Source organism: Micrococcus sp. IITD107 (assembly GCF_041927415.1).
GTDB classification, from domain to species: Bacteria; Actinomycetota; Actinomycetes; order Actinomycetales; family Micrococcaceae; genus Citricoccus; species Citricoccus terreus.
Map to the genome: position 1 here is coordinate 586,325 of NZ_JBHFFN010000001.1, position 18,472 is coordinate 604,796.

At 69.2% G+C, this 18,472-nt stretch carries 15 protein-coding genes; 14 read left to right on the forward strand and 1 reads right to left on the reverse strand.

The features are described from left to right. Positions 1–13 precede the first annotated feature (13 nt). Positions 14–949 carry a PAC2 family protein gene (locus ACEXHE_RS02810; RefSeq protein WP_374784625.1) on the reverse strand — a complete coding sequence of 312 codons (936 nt, stop codon included), beginning with the start codon at positions 947–949 and terminating at the stop codon, positions 14–16. A 58-nt stretch (positions 950–1,007) separates the two neighbouring features. On the opposite strand from ACEXHE_RS02810, the gene ACEXHE_RS02815 reads away from it, so the two are divergent. From ACEXHE_RS02815 to ACEXHE_RS02880, 14 genes are all read left to right on the forward strand, one after another. Next, positions 1,008–1,811, forward strand: a complete 804-nt coding sequence (locus ACEXHE_RS02815) for an HAD family hydrolase (RefSeq protein WP_374784626.1) — start codon at positions 1,008–1,010, stop codon at positions 1,809–1,811. Beyond that, positions 1,811–2,938 carry a site-2 protease family protein gene (locus ACEXHE_RS02820; RefSeq protein ID WP_374784627.1) on the forward strand — a complete coding sequence of 376 codons (1,128 nt, stop codon included), beginning with the start codon at positions 1,811–1,813 and terminating at the stop codon, positions 2,936–2,938. Before ACEXHE_RS02815 ends, ACEXHE_RS02820 begins: the two co-directional genes overlap by 1 nt. Positions 2,939–3,015: 77 nt before the next feature. Further along, positions 3,016–4,128: a tRNA (adenine-N1)-methyltransferase gene (locus ACEXHE_RS02825; protein WP_374784628.1), complete on the forward strand. Its 1,113-nt coding sequence runs from the start codon at positions 3,016–3,018 to the stop codon at positions 4,126–4,128. Between the two features lie 56 nt (positions 4,129–4,184). After that, positions 4,185–5,957 (forward strand): proteasome ATPase, encoded by a 1,773-nt coding sequence (gene arc / locus ACEXHE_RS02830; RefSeq protein ID WP_374784629.1) that lies wholly within the window; start codon positions 4,185–4,187, stop codon positions 5,955–5,957. Next, positions 5,954–7,705, forward strand: coding sequence for a depupylase/deamidase Dop (dop, locus tag ACEXHE_RS02835; RefSeq protein WP_374784630.1), 1,752 nt, complete (start codon positions 5,954–5,956; stop codon positions 7,703–7,705). Before arc ends, dop begins: the two co-directional genes overlap by 4 nt. Positions 7,706–7,764: 59 nt before the next feature. Continuing rightward, a complete protein-coding gene (locus tag ACEXHE_RS02840) occupies positions 7,765–7,965 on the forward strand; it encodes a ubiquitin-like protein Pup (RefSeq protein ID WP_260061155.1) in 201 nt (66 codons plus the stop codon). 4 nt (positions 7,966–7,969) lie between these two features. After that, entirely contained in the window at positions 7,970–9,415 is a 1,446-nt protein-coding gene (pafA, locus tag ACEXHE_RS02845) for a Pup--protein ligase (protein WP_374784631.1), read from the forward strand. Positions 9,416–9,463: 48 nt separating this feature from the next. Then, positions 9,464–10,507, forward strand: coding sequence for an FKBP-type peptidyl-prolyl cis-trans isomerase (locus tag ACEXHE_RS02850; protein WP_374784632.1), 1,044 nt, complete (start codon positions 9,464–9,466; stop codon positions 10,505–10,507). A 41-nt stretch (positions 10,508–10,548) separates the two neighbouring features. After that, positions 10,549–10,944 (forward strand): FKBP-type peptidyl-prolyl cis-trans isomerase, encoded by a 396-nt coding sequence (locus ACEXHE_RS02855; protein ID WP_091696862.1) that lies wholly within the window; start codon positions 10,549–10,551, stop codon positions 10,942–10,944. 4 nt (positions 10,945–10,948) lie between these two features. Beyond that, the gene (locus tag ACEXHE_RS02860; protein WP_374784633.1) at positions 10,949–12,982 is read left to right on the forward strand and encodes a helix-turn-helix transcriptional regulator; all 2,034 of its coding nucleotides are present in this window, start codon (positions 10,949–10,951) and stop codon (positions 12,980–12,982) included. Between the two features lie 31 nt (positions 12,983–13,013). Beyond that, complete coding sequence (gene tatA, locus ACEXHE_RS02865; RefSeq protein ID WP_374784634.1) at positions 13,014–13,283, forward strand: Sec-independent protein translocase subunit TatA; 270 nt, start codon at positions 13,014–13,016, stop codon at positions 13,281–13,283. A gap of 18 nt (positions 13,284–13,301) precedes the next feature. Then, on the forward strand, positions 13,302–14,207 hold the full coding sequence (tatC, locus tag ACEXHE_RS02870; protein ID WP_374784635.1) for a twin-arginine translocase subunit TatC: 906 nt from the start codon (positions 13,302–13,304) through the stop codon (positions 14,205–14,207). A 47-nt stretch (positions 14,208–14,254) separates the two neighbouring features. Beyond that, positions 14,255–17,374 carry a DEAD/DEAH box helicase gene (locus ACEXHE_RS02875; protein ID WP_374784636.1) on the forward strand — a complete coding sequence of 1,040 codons (3,120 nt, stop codon included), beginning with the start codon at positions 14,255–14,257 and terminating at the stop codon, positions 17,372–17,374. Beyond that, the gene (locus tag ACEXHE_RS02880) at positions 17,371–18,414 is read left to right on the forward strand and encodes a hypothetical protein (RefSeq protein ID WP_277245101.1); all 1,044 of its coding nucleotides are present in this window, start codon (positions 17,371–17,373) and stop codon (positions 18,412–18,414) included. Before ACEXHE_RS02875 ends, ACEXHE_RS02880 begins: the two co-directional genes overlap by 4 nt. Positions 18,415–18,472: the final 58 nt, after the last annotated feature.

The window sequence follows — 18,472 nt, forward strand, 5'->3', positions numbered from 1 at the left end:
ACATGGACCGGGGTCAGCCGTGGCCGGGATCGCGCCGCTTGAGATACCGTTCGAACTCGCGAGCGATCGCCTCGCCCGATGCCTCCGGCAGCGATTCGGTGTCCCGCGCCTTCTCCAGCTGCTGCACATAGGCGGAGACCTCCGGATCTGCCGTGGCCAGTTCGTCCACGCCACGCTCCCAGGCCTGAGCGTCCTCGGCCAGCAGGTCCAGGTCCAGGGTGGTCTCGAGCAGTTCTTCGATCCGGCCGGCCAGCGCCATCTGTGCTTTGGGTGACGGGCTCTGGGCCACATAGTGCGGCACCGCCACCCATACGGAGACGGTGGGAAGACCTGCATCGACGGCACTGTCCGTGACCACGCCGACGATTCCCGTCGGACCCTCATAGGTGGGCTGGGAGACACCGAGAGCCTGACGCAGCTGCGGGTCGGCACTGGAGGGAGTGGCCGGCAGGGGACGGGTGTGCGGGGCATCGGCCAGCAGCGCACCCAAGGTCAGGACGGCGTCGACCCGATGGCGCCGCGCCAAGGCCAGCAGCTCGGCGGTGAAGGCCCTCCAGCGGAAGCTGGGCTCCACACCGCGCACGATCAGCAGTTCCAGGCCGGTGTCTCCGCCCGGTCCTGCATCCAGGACGCCTCGGAACACCCTGGTGCTCGGCCAGGTCAGGGTGCCACGGCCGTCCTCGTCGCGGCTCACCGTGGGGCGGGTGAACTGGTAGTCGTAGTAGTCGTCATCCGCGAGGGAGTCGAGCTCGGTGGCATCGATCTGCTCGCGGATCAGGTCAAGCACATCCGTGGCGGCGTCCCCGGCGTCGTTCCACCCCTCGAACGCGGTCATCAGGATCACCGGTCGGCGGTGCGGATCGCGCTCGTCCAGACGCCTCAGGTAGGAGCGCAGCCCCGCGCCGAGCTGCCGGTCGGTCGGATCATCGGATCCACGGTCTGTGGTCATGGACCCACTCTAGGTCTCCCGTGCTGAGGACGGGGCGGCTCGACACTAGACTCGATGCATGCCCCTCGACCGTTCCGGACACCCCCCATTCGAGGGCGATCACCGCCCTCCGTCCCCGTCACCAGCCGGCGTTGAGACCACGCAGCACCGCCCCTCCCGCCTGGATGCGGTCTTCTGGGACATGGACGGCACCCTGGTGGACACGGAGCCGCTGTGGAACGCCAGCCACCGACGCATGCTCGAAGACCAGGGTGGGACCTGGACCGAGGGGCTGGCACAGTCCCTGACCGGGCAGTCCTTGGACCATGGCGCGCGGCTGCTGCAGCAGGCCGGACTGGACCTGGACGTGGAGACCATCGTGGACACGGCTCTGCGGGAGGTGATGGCAGGCGTCCAGGAGAACCTTCCGTGGCGACCCGGAGCCCGGGAGCTGCTGGCCGCCCTCCACCAGGCCGGCGTGCCCTGTGCCCTCGTCACCATGTCCCACACCCCGCTGGCCCAGGTGATCCTGGACCGTGCCCCGGACGGGTCCTTCGAGTTCATGGTCACCGGTGACCAGGTCACCCGAGGCAAGCCCCACCCTGAGCCGTATCTCACTGCGCTGTCCCGGATGCAGGACCGGCACCCGGGCGTGGATCGAAGCCGTTGCCTGGTCATCGAGGACTCCCTGCCGGGGGTCACCTCCGCCACCGCCGCCGGCCTGCCCACGGTGGCCGTCCCGCTCGTCACGGAGTTGCCCGAGGATCCGCGCCGGCGTCAGTGGGACACCCTGGCCGGTCGCAGCGTGGGTGACCTCGCCGAGGTGGTCGGCGCCATCGGTCAGCTGGCGGCGGCCGGCGCTCCGCCGCAGGGTCTGGGCTGATGCCGGACCGCGTCTCACGCCGCGGCCGGATCAGGTTGGGGCGGCTGGTCGGTGTTCCGGTCTACCTGTCGTGGAACTGGCTGCTGATCGCCGGCTTCGTGGTGCTGCTGTTCGGTCCCCAGGTGGCACGACTGTTCCCGGAGCTCGGCATCGGAGCCTACGGGATCGCCTTCCTGTATGCGGTGCTGCTGGCCCTGTCCGTTCTGGTGCACGAGCTGGCCCATGCCGTCAGCGCTCGGGCCTTCGGCTGGCCGGCGCAGGAGATCGTGCTGAACCTGTGGGGTGGCCACACCCAGTTCGGCGCCTTCCAGGCCACCCCGGGGCGGTCCTTGGTGACGGCCCTGGCCGGCCCGGCCGCGAACGTGCTCATCGCCCTGGCCGGGACGCTGATCGCCGCGGTGGCCCCACCAGAAGGGGTGGCCCGGCTGCTGCTGGACATCCTGGTCTACGCCAACTGGCTCGTCGCCCTGTTCAACGTCCTGCCGGGTCTGCCTCTCGACGGCGGGCGGATCGTGGAATCGGCGGTCTGGGCCGCCACCGGGAGTCAGGACAAGGGCACGGTGGCAGCGGGCTGGTCCGGACGCGGCATCGTGCTGCTGCTGGCCGTGCTGCTCGTGGTGGTGCCATTCCTTCAGGGTCGTCCGGCGGACATCCCGTTGATCGTGATCCTGGTGATGGTGGGCTTCTTCCTCTGGAACGGAGCCTCCGAGGCCATCCGCGTCGGGCGGCTGCGCCAACGCGTCCCTCACCTCTGGGTGGGCGAGCTGATGCGCCCAGCAGTCGGTGTGCCCGCCTCGACTCCACTGTCCGAGGTGCTGGCCTTCGCGGCCGGGGCCGAGGTCGTGGTGCTCTCCGAGACCGGACGCCCGGAGGCGGTCCTGGACCAGCACGTGCTGTCCACCGTCCCGAGCTCTGCTCTGCCGCACACGCCGGTCTCTGCCGTCGCCCGTGCCCTGACGAGCGGCGCGGTGGTGGGCTATGCCGACCGCGGTGCGCCGCTGGTGGACCGGCTGTCCCGGGTGGACGGCTCGGAGTACGCGGTGATCGGGCTCGACGGCCAGGTCTGCGGCGTGCTGCGCCAGGCCGATGTGATGCGTCGGCTCTCGCTGCGCCGCACAGAGCGCTGAGGTCTGCTGGTTTCGGTACTCTGGAATGCCTGCTGGATCGGCAGGACCGCCCCACCCTCAAGGAGATCTGGCCGCCGATGACCAGCACCGAGCCTCGCCCCCGCACCGATCGACCCAGCGCATCCGCCACTGGAGCCTCAGCTCGCCGCGGTCCGCTGCGGGAGGGGCAGCGCGTGCAGATCAAGGATGCCAAGGGGCGGATGAACACCATCACCCTGGCTCGCGGCGGACAGTTCCACAGCTACCAGGGCGTGCTGCGGCACGACGATCTGATCGGCGGCCCCGAGGGCGTGGTGGTGCAGAACTCCTCCGGACACGAGTACCAGGTGCTGCGGCCCCTGCTCAACGACTTCGTGCTCTCCATGCCGCGCGGTGCCACCGTGGTCTACCCCAAGGATGCCGGGCAGATCGTGCAGCTGGCGGACATCTACCCCGGCGCCACGGTGGTCGAGGCCGGCGTCGGCTCCGGCGCCCTGTCCATCTCCCTGCTGCGCGCTGTGGGGGACTCGGGCCGGCTGCACTCCTACGAACGCCGCCCTGAGTTTGCGGAGATCGCCCAGGCCAACGTCACCACCTTCTTCGGCGCCGAGCACCCCGCCTGGCAGGTCCATCTGAAGGACGCCCAGCAGATGGACCAGGACCACGAGCCCGGATCCGTGGACCGTGTGGTGCTGGACATGCTCGCCCCCTGGGAGTGCCTGGACGCGGTGGCCACCGTGCTCGCACCCGGGGGAGTGTGGCTGAACTACATCGCCACCGCCACGCAGATGTCCCGCGTGGCCGAGGCGATCCGTGAGGATGGACGGTTCACTCCGGTGGAGGCCTCCGAGACCATGGTCCGCGGCTGGCACTTGGACGGACTGGCGGTGCGTCCGGACCACCGGATGGTGGCCCACACCGGGTTCCTGATGACCTGCCGTCGGCTGGCCACCGGTCAGGAGGCCATGCTGTTGAAGAAGCGCTCCAAGGTCTCGGAGTTCTCCGCGGAGGACACGGAGGCCTGGCTGCCGTCGGATGAGACCCGGTGGACCCCGCAGGCATTGGGGGAGCGGACCGTGACGGACAAGAAGGCCCGCAAGTCCGCCCGGGAGGCCGCCTCCATGGCCGAGCGCTCAGTCCGCGCCGCATCGGAGACCGACCCGCAGCCGGAGTCCAGCGCCCCGCAGGGCCCGACGACGGCCGGCCAGTAGCCGTCACGTCTCGCCTCAGCAGGCGGGCGGTCAGAGCAGGCCACTAGGCTGGATCCATGGCCGATCCCTCCTCGAACCCCGGACCCCCCAGCACCGACACCGGCGCGGGCGGCGTCTCCCAGGCCCAGCTGCTCAACCAGCTGGACGGGGCCAAGCGCCGCGCCGCCACGCTGGTGGAGAAGAACCGGACCCTGGAGTACCAGCTGGAGACCGCCGCGCGGAACAACCGCCGGATGGTGGACCTGCTGGAGGCCACTCGCGAGGAGATCACCGTCCTGAAGGCCGCCCTGGAGCTGGACGGAGAGACACCCTTCAGCTACGCCACCGTGCTGGCGGTGAACGAGAAGCGTGACGCCGTGGACGGCGTGGAGATCGACGCCACCGTGGAACCCAGCGTGGACGTCATCCACAACGGCCGCAAACTCAGGGTCAACGCCTCACCGCTGATCGAGCTGCACCGCATCACCTCCGGCGCGGACGTGCTGCTCAACGAGTCCCTGACCATCGTCTCGGTGCTGCCCGCAGAGCGCACCGGCGAACTGGCCCGCGTCAAGGAGGTCCTGGACTCCGGCCTGCTGGTGATCGTGGGGCGGGGCGACGAACAGCGCGTGGTGCGCCGTGCCGACCGTCTCTCCGCCGAACGCATCCGCGTGGGAGACGCCGTCACCGTGGATGTGCGCACCGGCCACGCTCTGGACCTGGTGCCGCTCACCGAGGTCCAGGACGTGGTCCTGGAGGAGGTGCCGGACGTCAGCTACGCGGACATCGGCGGACTGGGTCCCCAGATCGAGCAGATCCGTGACGCCGTGGAACTGCCGTTCCTGCATCCCGGGCTGTACCGCGAGCACGGGCTCAAGGCGCCCAAGGGCATCCTGCTCTACGGCCCTCCCGGCACCGGCAAGACCCTGATCGCCAAGGCCGTGGCGAACTCGCTGGCCTCTCGGTCCACGGAGGAGCGCCGCTCCTACTTCCTGAACATCAAGGGCCCAGAGCTGCTGAACAAGTACGTGGGCGAGACCGAGCGCCACATCCGCACCATCTTCGCCCGGGCCCGGGAGAAGGCCTCCGACGGCTACCCCGTGGTCGTCTTCTTCGATGAGATGGAGTCCCTGTTCCGCACCCGTGGCTCCGGCGTCTCCTCGGACGTGGAGACCACGATCGTCCCGCAGCTGCTGGCGGAGATCGACGGCGTGGAGCGCCTGGACAACGTGATCGTGATCGGCGCCTCCAACCGCGAGGACATGATCGACCCGGCCATCCTGCGCCCGGGCCGGCTGGACGTGAAGATCCGGATCGACCGTCCGGACCGGGACGGCGCGGCGGAGATCTTCGGCAAGTACCTCACTCCGAACCTGCCTCTGCACCCTGACGAGGTCCAGGCCGCCGGGGGCGACCGTCAGGCCGCCGTCGACTCGCTCATCCAGCGCACGGCCGACGCCATGTTCGCCCGCACCCCGGACACCGAGTTCGTGGAGGTCACCTACACGGACGGCTCCACCCGGACCCTGCACTTCGCCGACTTCGCCTCCGGGGCCGTGGTGGCCAACATCGTGGACCGGGCCAAGAAGCACGCCATCAAGGAGTTCCTCTCCGCCAGCGGGTCCGGGGTGAAGGGCCTGCGCGGGGAGCATCTGCTGCGTGCGGTCACCGAGGAGTTCGGGGAGCAGGAGGACCTGCCCAACACCAGCACCCCGGAGGACTGGGCCCGCATCTCCGGTCACCGCGAAGGCCGCGTGGCCCAGCTGCGCATGCTCGTGCACACCCCGCATCTGGCCTCCGGCAAGGTGACCGGCTCGGGTGAGGAGCCGTCGTCGGGAGATCCCTCATGACCCATGTGCCCCAGGTTCCCCGTGCCACCCGCTCAGGACACCACGGCCCGACGGCGGCTCAGCCGGCCTGGCAGGGGCAGTTCGCCCTGGTGCCGGGAGGCCGAGATGAGGCGGAGATCGCCGCGCTGATCCCGGCAGGACGGGACACCGCAGGGTGGGGTGTGCACCGGGTGATGGGCCTGGAGACCGAGTTCGGGGTGCATGCGCCGGCCAACCCAGGGGCCGGGCATTCCCAGCTCTCCACCGAGGTGGTCAACGCCTACGCGGACCTGGTCACCTCTCAGGGCGGTTCCGTGGCCGGCACCGAATGGGACTACGGCGAGGAGTCGCCCCTGGTGGACGCGCGCGGCTGGACCATGCCCCGGTCCGTGGCGCATCCCTCCCAGCTCACGGACGAGGTGCGGCCCCGGCTGGGGGAGGGGTACAACGAGCACGGCGAACGGGTGCATCTGCTGATGAACCTCGTGTTGCCCAACGGCGCCCGGCTGTACGTGGACCACGCCCACCCCGAGTACTCGTCTCCGGAGACCACCCACCCGCTGGATGCCATGGTGTGGGACCAAGCCGGGGACCGGGTGGCCCTGGCGGCCTCGAAGCGGATCGCGCAGGCGCCGGGATCCCCGCAGGTGCTGCTGTACAAGAACAACACGGACAACAAGTCGGTCTCCTACGGTGCGCATGAGAACTACCTGGTGGCTCGGGCCCTGGACTTCGACGAACTGGCCGCCCACCTGCTCCCGTTCTTCGCCGCCCGGCAGGTGATCTGCGGGGCAGGTCGAGTGGGAATCGGGGTGACCGGACGGACCCCCGGATTCCAGATCAGCCAACGGGCGGACTTCTTCGAGGAGCAGGTGGGGCTGGAGACCACCATCCGGCGTCCGATCGTCAACACGCGCGATGAGCCTCACGCCGTGGCGGACCGCTACCGGCGGCTGCACGTGATCATCGGGGATGCGAACCTGTCCCAGACCTCCACCTGGCTGCGCTGTGGGATGACGGCCCTGGTGCTGTCCATGATCGAGCTGGGGACCTGTCCGCGCCTGGAGCTGGTGGATCCCGTGGCGGCGCTGCAGAGGATCAGTCACGACCCCACGCTGCAGGCCACGGTCCCCCTGACGGACCGGCGCGAGCTGACCGGCGTGGACCTGATGGAGGTCTACCTGGACGCGGCAGAAGCACACGTGCAGCGGTTCGGGATGGATGATCCTGCCACCCAGGACGTGCTGATGGCCTGGCGCGAGACGCTCGATCTGTTCCGGACCGATCCGGGACGGCTGGCCGACCGTCTGGACTGGGTGGCCAAGCACCAGCTCCTCTCCGGCTACCGGGAGCGCCACGGGGCGGGCTGGGACGACCCACGGGTGGGCATGCTGGACCTGCAGTACGCGGATCTGCGCCTGGACAAGGGGCTGCACCATGCCCTGGTGCGGCGGGGCTCCATGCGCACTCTGGTGGAGGAGACGGTGATCCAGCAGGCCATGCACCTGCCCCCGGCCGACACCCGGGCCTGGCTGCGCGGACGGACCGTGGACGTGCACGGACGGGCCGTGGTCGGCGCCAGCTGGGACACCCTGCTGCTGCGTCCTGACCCGGATGGTCCCGTCCATCGCTTCCACCAGCGCGAGCCGCTGCTCGGCACGGCAGCGCACACCGGTTCCGTCTTCGACGACGACGGCGGCTCGGTGCAGGAGTTGCTGCAGGTCCTGGACGCGGTCGACCGGCAACGCCATCTCAGCACCGGCCCCTGACACCGCCGCGTAGGCTGGACGCAGGCCCCCTTCAGGACCCAGAACGAGAGGAACACCCGATGCCGCAGCAGCAGTCCGGCTCCAGCTCCCCGCGCGAGGAGGACCTCGGTCCCGGCCCCGCCCCGGCTCCCGGCGGCGGTGCAGCGGCATCGCAGGCGAACACCGCAGACCTGGACAGCCTCCTGGACGAGATCGACTCCGTGCTGGAGACCAATGCCGAGGAGTTCGTCAAGGGCTTCGTCCAGAAGGGCGGTCAGTGACCTCGTGGATCGCAGGATCATCGGCGTCGAGACCGAGTTCGGGGTGCACTACTCCCACCCCGGCAGCCGTCCGCTGACGCCGGAGGAGGTCGCCCGCTACCTGTTCCGCCCTGTGGTGGAGTGGGGGCGCTCCTCCAACGTCTTCATCCCCAACGGCTCGCGCCTGTACCTGGATGTCGGCTCCCACCCGGAGTACGCCACCGCCGAGTGCTCCACCCTGGATGAGTTGATCGCCACGGACAAGGCCGGGGAGATCATCATGCAGCGGCTGATCGACTCGGCCACGGCGAGCATGCGCGAGGACGGGTTCGAGGGGACGATCTACCTCTACAAGAACAACGCCGATTCCGCCGGGAACTCCTATGGCTCCCACGAGAACTACCTGATCCCGCGCACCGTCGAGTTCCGACGCCTGTCCGAAGCGCTCATCCCGTTCCTGGTGACCCGGCAGCTCTACGCCGGTGCCGGCACCTGGGTGACCCGGCCGTCAGAGGACGCCCTCGGCGCTGCCGCGCAGCCGCACTTCGCCTTCTCCCAGCGCGCCGACCATGTGTGGGAAGGCGTCTCCTCGGCCACCACCCGCTCCCGGCCGATCATCAACACCCGGGATGAGCCACACGCCGACGCTGCGGACTACCGCCGCCTGCATGTGATCGTGGGGGACTCCAACATGTCCGAGACCACCCAGCTGGTGCGCTTCGGCGCCACCGATCTGGTGCTGCGGATGATCGAGGCCGGCTGGTCACTGGGCGACCATCAGATGGAGAACCCGATCCGCTCCATCCGCCAGGTCTCCCATGACCTCAGCGGCACGGCACAGCTGAACCTGCGTTCGGGGCGGCATCGGTCAGCCCTGCAGCTGCAGGAGCACTATCTGGAACAGGCCACTCGATTCGTCGCGGCCCACGGTCCCCATCACGACCGGGTCGCTGCCGTCCTCGACCTGTGGGAACGGTCGCTGGAGGCCGTGCGGACTCAGGACTTCACCGGGATCGACACGGAGATCGACTGGGCCATCAAGCACCGGTTCCTCACCCGGTACCGCGACCGCAACGGTCTGGCTGACGATGCGCCGCGCCTGGATCAACTGGATCTGTCCTACCACGACATCACCCCCGGTCGCGGTCTGTTCGCTCTGCTCCAGTCTCGCGGAGCCGCCGCTCGGGTGCTGACCGATGATCAGGTGCAGGAGGCGATCGACGCTCCGCCCAGCACCACCCGTGCCTGCCTGCGCGGGAGATTCATCACCGAGGCTCGTGCCGCGGGGCAGGAGTACTCGGTGGACTGGACCACGCTCAAGTTCAATGACCGCCCGATGATGTCCGTGAGCACGAAGGACCCCTTCGCCACCACGTCCGAGCGACTCGACGAGCTGCTGGCCACCCTGCCTCAGCCCTCAGCGGCGGACGATCCGACACGGTCAGGACCGTCCAGCATCCGCCCAGTGTGACGTGCCAGGATGAATCCGGCCCGATCCAGATCGTCAGCAAAGGAACTCATGTCCTCCCAGCGCATCCCCACCCCACGCTCGTCCCGTCGTCGGCTCCTCAGTGCGGCTCCGCTCTCTGTGGCACTGACCGGCAGCCTGCTGCTGGCCGGCTGCGCAGCACCGGAACCGCGCGGCGCAGGGGACCTGGAAGCCCTGGAGGGGATCAGCCTGGAGGTGGCCGAGGACGGCAGCCCCAGCGTGAAGGTCGAGGAGCAGATCGAGGCCAGTGAGGTCTCCTCCCGGGTGCTCAAGGACGGCGACGGCGAGGAGATCGAGCCCGGCGACCTCGCCCTGGTCCAGACGGCCCTGGCCGACCCGGAGAGCGGAGAGATCCAGGCGGACAACTTCACCCAGGGGTCCGAGGCCGTCTATGTGGACGAGAGCCTCAAGCAGGGCAACGCCGTCCTGTACGACATGCTCGACCAGAACCGGGTCGGAGCTCAGGTGGCGTTCTTCGTCCCCGGCTCCCAGATGGGGCAGCAGGGCGGCAGCGATCAGCTGATGGTCTTCCAGATCGCCGGCACGTCCCCAGTCCGGGCCCAAGGTGAGCCGGTGGAGGTCACCGACGACTCCCTGCCCCAAGTCACCCTGAACGAGGAGACCGGCGAGCCGACCATCGAGAAGCCCGAGGGCGAGGCCCCCACGGACCTCAAGGTCCAGCCCCTGATCCAGGGGGAGGGTGAGACCGTGGGCGAGACCGACCATGTCACCGTGCGGTACAAGGGTGTGAAGTGGTCTGACGGTGAGGAGTTCGACTCCGATTGGAAGCGCGGCACTCCCACCGGTTTCGGCCTGAACCAGGTCATCACCGGCTGGTCTGAGGGCCTGGCCGGACAGAAGGTGGGCTCCCAGGTGCTCCTGGTCGCCCCGCCGGAGAAGGCCTACGGTGCCAGCGAAGGCAGCGAGCTGCAGGATGAGACATTGGTGTTCGTGGTCGACATCCTGCATGCGATGCCCGCAGCCCAGCCTGCAGAACCGGCCCCTGCTCCCTCCGACGAGGCGTCGGCGCCTGCTGAGTCGCCATCGGCAGAGCCGAGCCCCTCGGACTCCTGATCCGCCCCACCGACTGATCCGTACCGCAGAGAGGAAGCCACATGTCCTTCGGACAGCGCAACTACGATCGCACCCGTCCTGAGATCGACTTCCCGGGAGACACCCCTCCCGAGGAGCTCGTGATCGAGGACCTGATCGAAGGCTCGGGCCATGCTGTCGAGCCCGGCGACCAGGTGAACTGCCACTACGTCGGTGTTGCCTGGTCCACCGGGGCCGAGTTCGATGCCTCCTGGAACCGCGGAACCCCACTGCCCTTCACGGTCGGTGTCGGCCAGGTCATCCAGGGCTGGGACCAGGGCCTGCTGGGCATGAAGCCCGGGGGTCGTCGCCGTCTGGAGATCCCTCCGCACCTGGCCTACGGAGAGACCGGTGCCGGCTCGGACATCGGTCCCGGGGAGACTCTGATCTTCGTCGTGGACCTGGTGGACGTCCGCTGATCCGGTGAGCGAGAACACTGCGTCCCAGGAGCGGATCGTCTCGCTGCTGTGGCTGCTGCTCACCGCTGGTCGAGTCGGGCGCACCCGCGAGTACCTGCGAGGACATATCGATGCCTATGCAGAGCAGAGCAGCGAGGATGCCTTCGAACGCATGTTCTCCCGCGACAAGGAGACCCTGCGGGAGATCGGCATCCCGCTGGAGATCGTCGGCGACGCAGCGCCTCAGAAGGGCACCGAAGAAGGTGAGCAGACCCGCTACCGAGTGGACCGCAGTCGTCTGACGTTGCCTGATGTGCAGTTCGACGATTCCGAGCGGCTCGCCCTGCTGCGGGCCCGATCCCTCTGGGAGGGCACGGCCGCACACGGGGCCGTGGTGCGGGCCTTGGGCAGACTGGACCGCGAGGAGCTCTGGCTCAGCGCAGCAGAACAGGCGGACCTGGACACCTTCGGAGCCCGACTGGCCGGAGCTGACCGGCGCCTGATGCAGCTGGAGGAGCAGATCCGTTCCGGTGCCGTCGTGACCTTCGGGTACCGCACCGCGGCCGGGGGAGACCCCGCGGTCCGCACCGTCCGGCCGTGGCTGCTGCTCACCGCCGGATCACAGTGGTACCTGATCGGCTGGGATCTGGATCGGCAGGACCAGCGCATGTTCCGTGTCACCCGCTTCACCAGCGAACCGGAGAGCATTCCCCCCGGGTCCGTCACCGGGGACGTGCAGGAGCGCCCTGCGGACCTGGATGTTCACGAGTTCCGGCGCGCCGCCACCGGTGAGACCGAGCCGGAGAACGCCAGGCTGCTCGTTGCGCCTGGAGCGGTCCAATGGCTGCGCGTCGGCGCCAGGGACCTGGGACCGGACCCCACCTCCGGACCCACCCACGGCTGGGACCAGATCTGCGTGGAGTACTCCCGGCCTACGGAGTTCGCCGGCCAGATCGCCGCCGCTGGAGCATCTGCCGTCGTGCCGAGCGACCACCCTGATCTGCGGGCGGACGTGCATGGACTGCTCCAGTCCGCCCTGACCGCTCAGCGCCAGCCGCCCCCCAGGGTGAAGCTCCACCCGGTGAAGCCGACTCGGAACCGCGATTCCGACCGTGAGAAGGTCGCCGATCTCGTGGACATCGTGGGACTGGTGAACCACCGTGGCCGGATGAGCCGGACCGAGCTGCGGGAGAGACTGGACCTGACCTCGGCGAAGCTGGACCGCTGCATCCGCACACTGAAGTACTGTGGCATGCCCGAACGGTACTTCGCCGGCGGTCAGTTCGAGGTGATCGACCACGGCGAGGACATCGAGATCCTCAACGCCGGTGAACTGGACCGCCCGATCCAGCTGACCACGCCCGAGGCCCACGCCCTGGTGGTCGGCCTGGACCTGGTGGCCAGCGTCCCGGGATTGGACCCGTCTCTGGTCGAGGCCGCCCGTCGTGCTCGCGTGAAGATCATCCAGGCTCTGCCCACCCAGACGCGCGGCACGGCCGATGCGGTGCACGTGGGTCTGGATATGGGGCCCCATGAGGACCTGGTGGCCGACCTGCATCGTGCCGTGCAGTCCCGCACCGTTCTGGAGCTGACCTACCACGGCGCCGGACGTGACGAGGTCACCCGCCGGCAGGTCGAGCCGCTGCGCATCGAGACGCAGAACGGTCAGCTCTACCTGCGCGCCTGGTGCCGACAGGCCCACGGCCTGCGCAACTTCCGACTGGATCGGATCGCCGGGCATCGATGGACGGAGCACACCTTCATCCCGCGCCCGCTCCCCGCGGCTCCGGGTCTCTTCATGGCCCAGGGCGATGAGATCGCTGTGACGCTCCGGTTCGGACACCGCATCAAGGACCTGGCCGACGGGTTTCACCCCACCAGCTCTGCCTCACTGCCAGACGGCTCCCTGGTGGCCGAGGTGCAGCTGAGCTCCCCGGACTACGCCTTCTCCACCGTGGCGCGTCATGGCGGAGAGCTCACCATCATGGCTCCCTCCCCGCTGCGCAACGCCGCCGAAGAGTGGCTGGAAGACGCCCTCCGGCCGTACACCGTGACGTAGACTCCATCAGAGACACCGAAAGGACTTCCTCATGTTCGCTGGACTGCAAGGGTGGCAACTGGTCATCATCATCGCGCTGGTGCTGCTGCTCTTCGCCGCGCCCAAGCTTCCTGCCATGGCTCGCAATCTGGGCCAGTCGATGCGGATCTTCAAGTCCGAGGTGAAGCAGATGAAGGACGAGGACAAGACCCAGCGTGGGGGCGCCGCAGATGCCGACCCGGTCGAGGGTCGCATCGTGGACGAGGACGTGCGTGACCGCGATGCCCACGGCACCGGCTCCCACCGCTCTGACCTTCCGTAGTCTGGCGGTCCATCACTGATGGCTCCCCGTTCCGCTGACCCGGTCGCCGTTGCGGCCGAGTCGGCCCGTTCCGTCAAGCAGGGCAAGGTGGCCCGTCCGCGTCTGAAGAAGCGGCGGGTCAAGACCCCAGACGGTCAGATGTCCCTGAAGGACCATCTGATCGAGCTGCGCAATCGACTGATCAAGTCGGGCATCGCCCTGCTCTTGGCGACCATTGCGGCGTTCTTCCTCTACGAGCCGGTCTTCAACGCCCTCGTGGACCCGGTGACCCGTCTCTCCACGGACGAACGTCAGGTGGCCGTGGAGTTCACGGCGTTGGGTCAGCCCCTGGACATCATGATCCAGGTCTCGCTGTTCATCGGCATCGTGATCTCCTCGCCGGTCTGGCTCTATCAGGCGTGGGCCTACATCGTCCCGGGACTGAAGAAGAAGGAGAAGCGCTACGCGCTGGGCTTCATCGTCGCCGCGGTTCCGTTGTTCGTCCTGGGTGTGGGGCTGGGCTGGCTCGTGCTGCCCGAGGCCGCGCAGTTCTTCGTCGGACTGACGCCGGGCGAGTTGACGAACAACATCCACGTGGACGTCTACATCCCCTTCGTCCTGCGGCTGTTCCTGGCCTTCGGGATCTCCCTGGTTCTGCCGGTCATCCTGGTCGGTCTGAACATGATCGGCGTCCTGAAGGGACGTCAGATCATCAAGCATTGGCGGATCACCGTCTTCCTCATCGCCCTGCTGGCGGCTCTGGCGGCACCCGGTGGTGACGCCATGACCATGTTCTACCTGGCCATTCCGCTGGTCACCCTCTTCGGGATCGCGATCGGCCTGTGCCTGGTCAACGACCGTCGTCGAACCAAGCGTGGCCTGGCCCAAGAACAGGACATCGAGGCGTCCATCCACCAGGGACCCACGCCACTGGACCAGCTCTGATCCACCCCTGCCGCCACCGTGGCTTCACAGTGTCCTAGGCTGACGGCATGGAGACCCCCGCGGACCGCAGCCCCCAGGATGCCCCCTCCCAGGAGGACCTCAGCCCCGCCGAGCGCTACGCCGCGTCACGACGCCGCAACGCTGAGTCCCGGACCGAACTGGGCCAGTTCGCCCGGATGCTCGGGTTCGAGATGGACCCGTTCCAGCGTGAGGCCTGTCAGGAGCTGGAGCAGGGTCACGGCGTGCTGGTGGCTGCACCCACCGGCGCCGGCAAGACCGTGGTGGGCGAGTTCGCCATCCACCTGGCCCTGGCCCGAGGACAGAAGGCGTTCTACACCACTCCCATCAAAGCGCTGAGCAATCAGAAGTTCACCGAGCTGGTGGCCCGGTACGGGCCGGAGAAGGTGGGACTGCTCACCGGTGACACGGCCATCAACGGCAACGCGGACGTCGTCGTGATGACCACCGAGGTGCTGCGCAACATGCTCTATGCGGACTCGGAGACGCTGCGCAACCTGGGGTTCGTGGTGATGGACGAGGTGCACTACCTCGCCGACCGGTTCCGCGGCGCCGTGTGGGAGGAGGTCATCATCCACCTGCCCGAGCACGTGCAGCTGGTCTCCCTCTCGGCCACCGTCTCCAACGCCGAGGAGTTCGGCGCCTGGCTGGACACGGTGCGTGGATCCACCTCGGTGGTGGTCTCCGAGCACCGTCCCGTCCCGCTGTGGCAGTACATCATGGCCGGCAGCACGCTCTATGACCTGTTCGCCACGGAGGTCGCCTTCGATGCCGCCGCGCCCGAGTCCGACGCGCCGCAGGACCAGGCCGCGGCCCAGGACCGGCTGGTGCTCAATCCGGAGCTGGCCCAGCTGGCGGAGGATCAGCGCCGCCGCGATGAACGCTCGGACTGGGGCCGCCCAGGGCGCCACCAGCATCGGGACGGACGCGGATCGGGCCCCAGGGGCCGGACCAAGGGCGGCCAGAAGGGCCGCGGTCCCCAGGGCGGCCGGGGACGCCGTGGCCACCAGGACGAAGGTCGCCAGGGCCGAGGGACGACGTCGGCCGCTCACCGTGGCGGTCAGGTCACCGCACGCTTCGACTCTCGGGGAGGCGAGGGTGCCCGGGGTGGGTACCGCGCCGATGACCGCAGCCAGGGAGGTCACCGCGGTGGCAGCCCCCTGCGCGTCTCCCGTCCCACCATGGTCCGGGTGCTCGAACGTGAGGGACTGCTGCCGTGCATCACCTTCATCTTCTCCCGGGCCGGCTGCGATGGTGCCGTGGAGCAGTGCCTGGCCGCCGGACTGGACCTGACCACACCGGGGGAGAAGCAGCAGATCCAGCACGTGGTGGACGAGGCCGCCCAGTCACTGCCGGCCGAGGACCTGGACGTACTGGGCTTCTGGGGATGGCGGGACGGACTCTCGCGTGGCTTCGCCGCACATCACGCGGGCATGCTCCCGCCGTTCAAGGAGGTGGTGGAGAAGCTGTTCGGTGCCGGACTGGTCAAGGTCGTCTTCGCCACCGAGACGCTGGCCCTGGGCGTGAACATGCCGGCGCGCACCGTGGTGCTGGAGAAGCTGGAGAAGTTCAACGGCGAGTCCCACGTGAACATCACGGCGGGGGAGTACACCCAGCTGACGGGGCGTGCCGGACGCCGAGGGATCGACGTGGAGGGCCACGCCGTGGTGCTGTGGCGCCCAGGGCTGGATCCCGCGGCCGTGGCGGGACTGGCCTCCCGACGCACCTACCCGCTGAACTCCTCCTTCCGACCCACGTACAACATGTCCGTGAACCTGATCGCCCAGTTCGGACTGGAACGCTCCCGGGCCATCCTGGAGTCCTCGTTCGCCCAGTTCCAGGCCGACCGCTCGGTGGTCGGCCTGGCCCGGGAGGTGCGCAGTCGCGAGGAGTCGATGGCGGGATACGAGAAGTCCATGACCTGCCACCTGGGGGACTTCACCGAGTACGCCCGGCTGCGCAAGGAGCTGGCCGAAGCGGAGAAGAAGGACTCGAAGGGCCGAAACCGCGCCCGCAGCCGGGCCGCCCAGCAGTCCCTGGTGGACCTGCTGCCCGGAGACGTGATCGAGGTGCCGGGGCCGCGGAAGGTGGGGACCGCCGTCGTGGTCTTCCCCGCCGGCAATCCCTCCAACCCGCGGGTCGGAGTGATCACCAACGACGCCCAGCTGCGCCGGATCGGCGTGGAGGACCTGGTGGAGCCGGTGACTCCCATCGCCGGGGCGAAGCTGCCCCAGACCATCCAGGTCAAGACGCCGACCCAGCGCAAGGACATCGCCTCGGCCATGCGGGCGGCCGTGAGGGAGCATCGTCCGGCACCCGGGGGCCGGACCGCCTCTGGGTTCCGCTTCCGCGACGACGGTCAGCAGGACCGGATCACGGACCTGCGCCGGGCCCTGGAGCGCCATCCCTGCCACGGCTGCAAGGACCGTGAAGAGCACGCCCGGTGGGCCGAGCGGTGGTGGAAGCTGCGCCGAGAGGTGGATCAGCTCAACAGCCGGATCGCCGGACGGACCAACACCATCGCCCGCACCTTCGACCGGCTGGTCCAGCTGCTGACCTCCTACGGCTACGTGGATCCCGAGGTCGGCGACGCCGGTCCGCTGGAGGGTGCGCCGGCCGGGCATCAGGGTGTCACGGCGCGGGGGCAGACGCTGCGCCGGATCTACGGGGAGCGGGACCTGCTGACCTCACTGCTGCTGGAGGACGGCGTGGCCGATGCCATGAACCCCGAGGAGCTGGCCGGGCTGGCGGCACTGCTGGTGTTCGACGCCAAGGGGGAGGAGAGCGCCGGTGTGCCGCAGCTGCCCACGCCCCGGCTCCAGGACGCCCTCGACTCCGCCGGAGAGATCTGGCACGAGCTGCAGCTGGCCGAGCGCGGTGCCCAGCTCGAGCCCACCCCGGAGCCGGACCCCGGTCTGGTCTGGCCGATCCACAGGTGGGCGCGGGGACGCAGTCTGGCCGAGGCGTTGAAAGGATCGGACCTGGCCGCCGGCGACTTCGTGCGGTGGGCTCGTCAGGTGGTGGACGTGCTGGACCAGATGGCCAACGTCCCGGGCCACCCCGGCCTGCCCCGCCAGTGCCGACGTGCGGCAGATCTCGTCCGCCGCGGCGTGGTCTCCTTCTCCTCTGTCGATAGCCTGGGTGAATGAGCACCCTCTACCTCAACGGCGTCATCCACTCGGTCGCAGACCCCTACGCCACGGCGATGATCGTGGACAACGGCCTGATCGCCTGGGTGGGAGCGGACGACTCTGCCGAGCGCATGCTGCGCGCCACCGGCGTCACCGACCAGGAGACCGTGGACCTGAACGGGGCCCTGGTCACCCCGGCGTTCGTGGACTCCTGGTCCACCCGGGCCTCGGGCGACGGCGCGGAGGCTGGCGTGTTCCTGACCGCCGGACCGGCCTCGGCTGACCCTCAGGTCACCTACCAGCAGGTCGCCACAGCAGACCAGATTCCCGACGACGTCGCCGTCGGCTGGCAGATGCCCACCGGTGACGCTGGGGGTGAGGAGACGGCACGAGTGCTGCGAGCGACCACGGAACGCGCCGCGCAGACCGTGGTCATCCCGCAGGACTCCGAGTCGGTGGCCACCCTGCTGCGGATCCTGAGCGAGCTCACCCAGGACCTGGGGGCGGCCGCCCTGGGACGGGCCGGTCATCGGCTGGTCTGGAACGGGGGACTCTCCAGCGACCAGGTGCAGACACTGTCCACCCTGGGCGTGTCCGTCACCGTCGTCCCGGATGAGGATGGTGCCGTGGCCGCACCGGTCGGGGCACTGCTGGCCGCCGGTGTCCCCGTCTCCTGGGGATCAGGGGACCAGCACCCGCAGCCGTGGCGACTGGTGCGCGCACTGCTGGAGCACCCCGAAGCTCAGCAGCGGATCTCGGCTCGAGGCGGATTCACCGTGGCCACCCGCGCTGGACTGCGCGTGCTGCCGGCGGGATCCGTGCAGCCGGACCAGCAGATGGCTGGGCGGCTGGCCCCCTCCTCGCCCGCCACCTTCGCCGTGTGGGAGGTCGAGTCCCTCAGCGTCCAGGCCCCAGATGGACGGGTCTCAGCCTGGAGCACGGACACCCGTGCCGGGACGCCGCTGCTGCCGGTGCTGGACGCCCAGAGCGCCGAGCCCCGGCTGCTGGCCACCGTCGTGGGCGGAACCACAGTGCACCGATCCCCGGAGTTTCCTTGACCCCGTCCTATACTGGACCACCAGTGCCCACCGGCCACAGGAGTTCCCCTGACGCCTT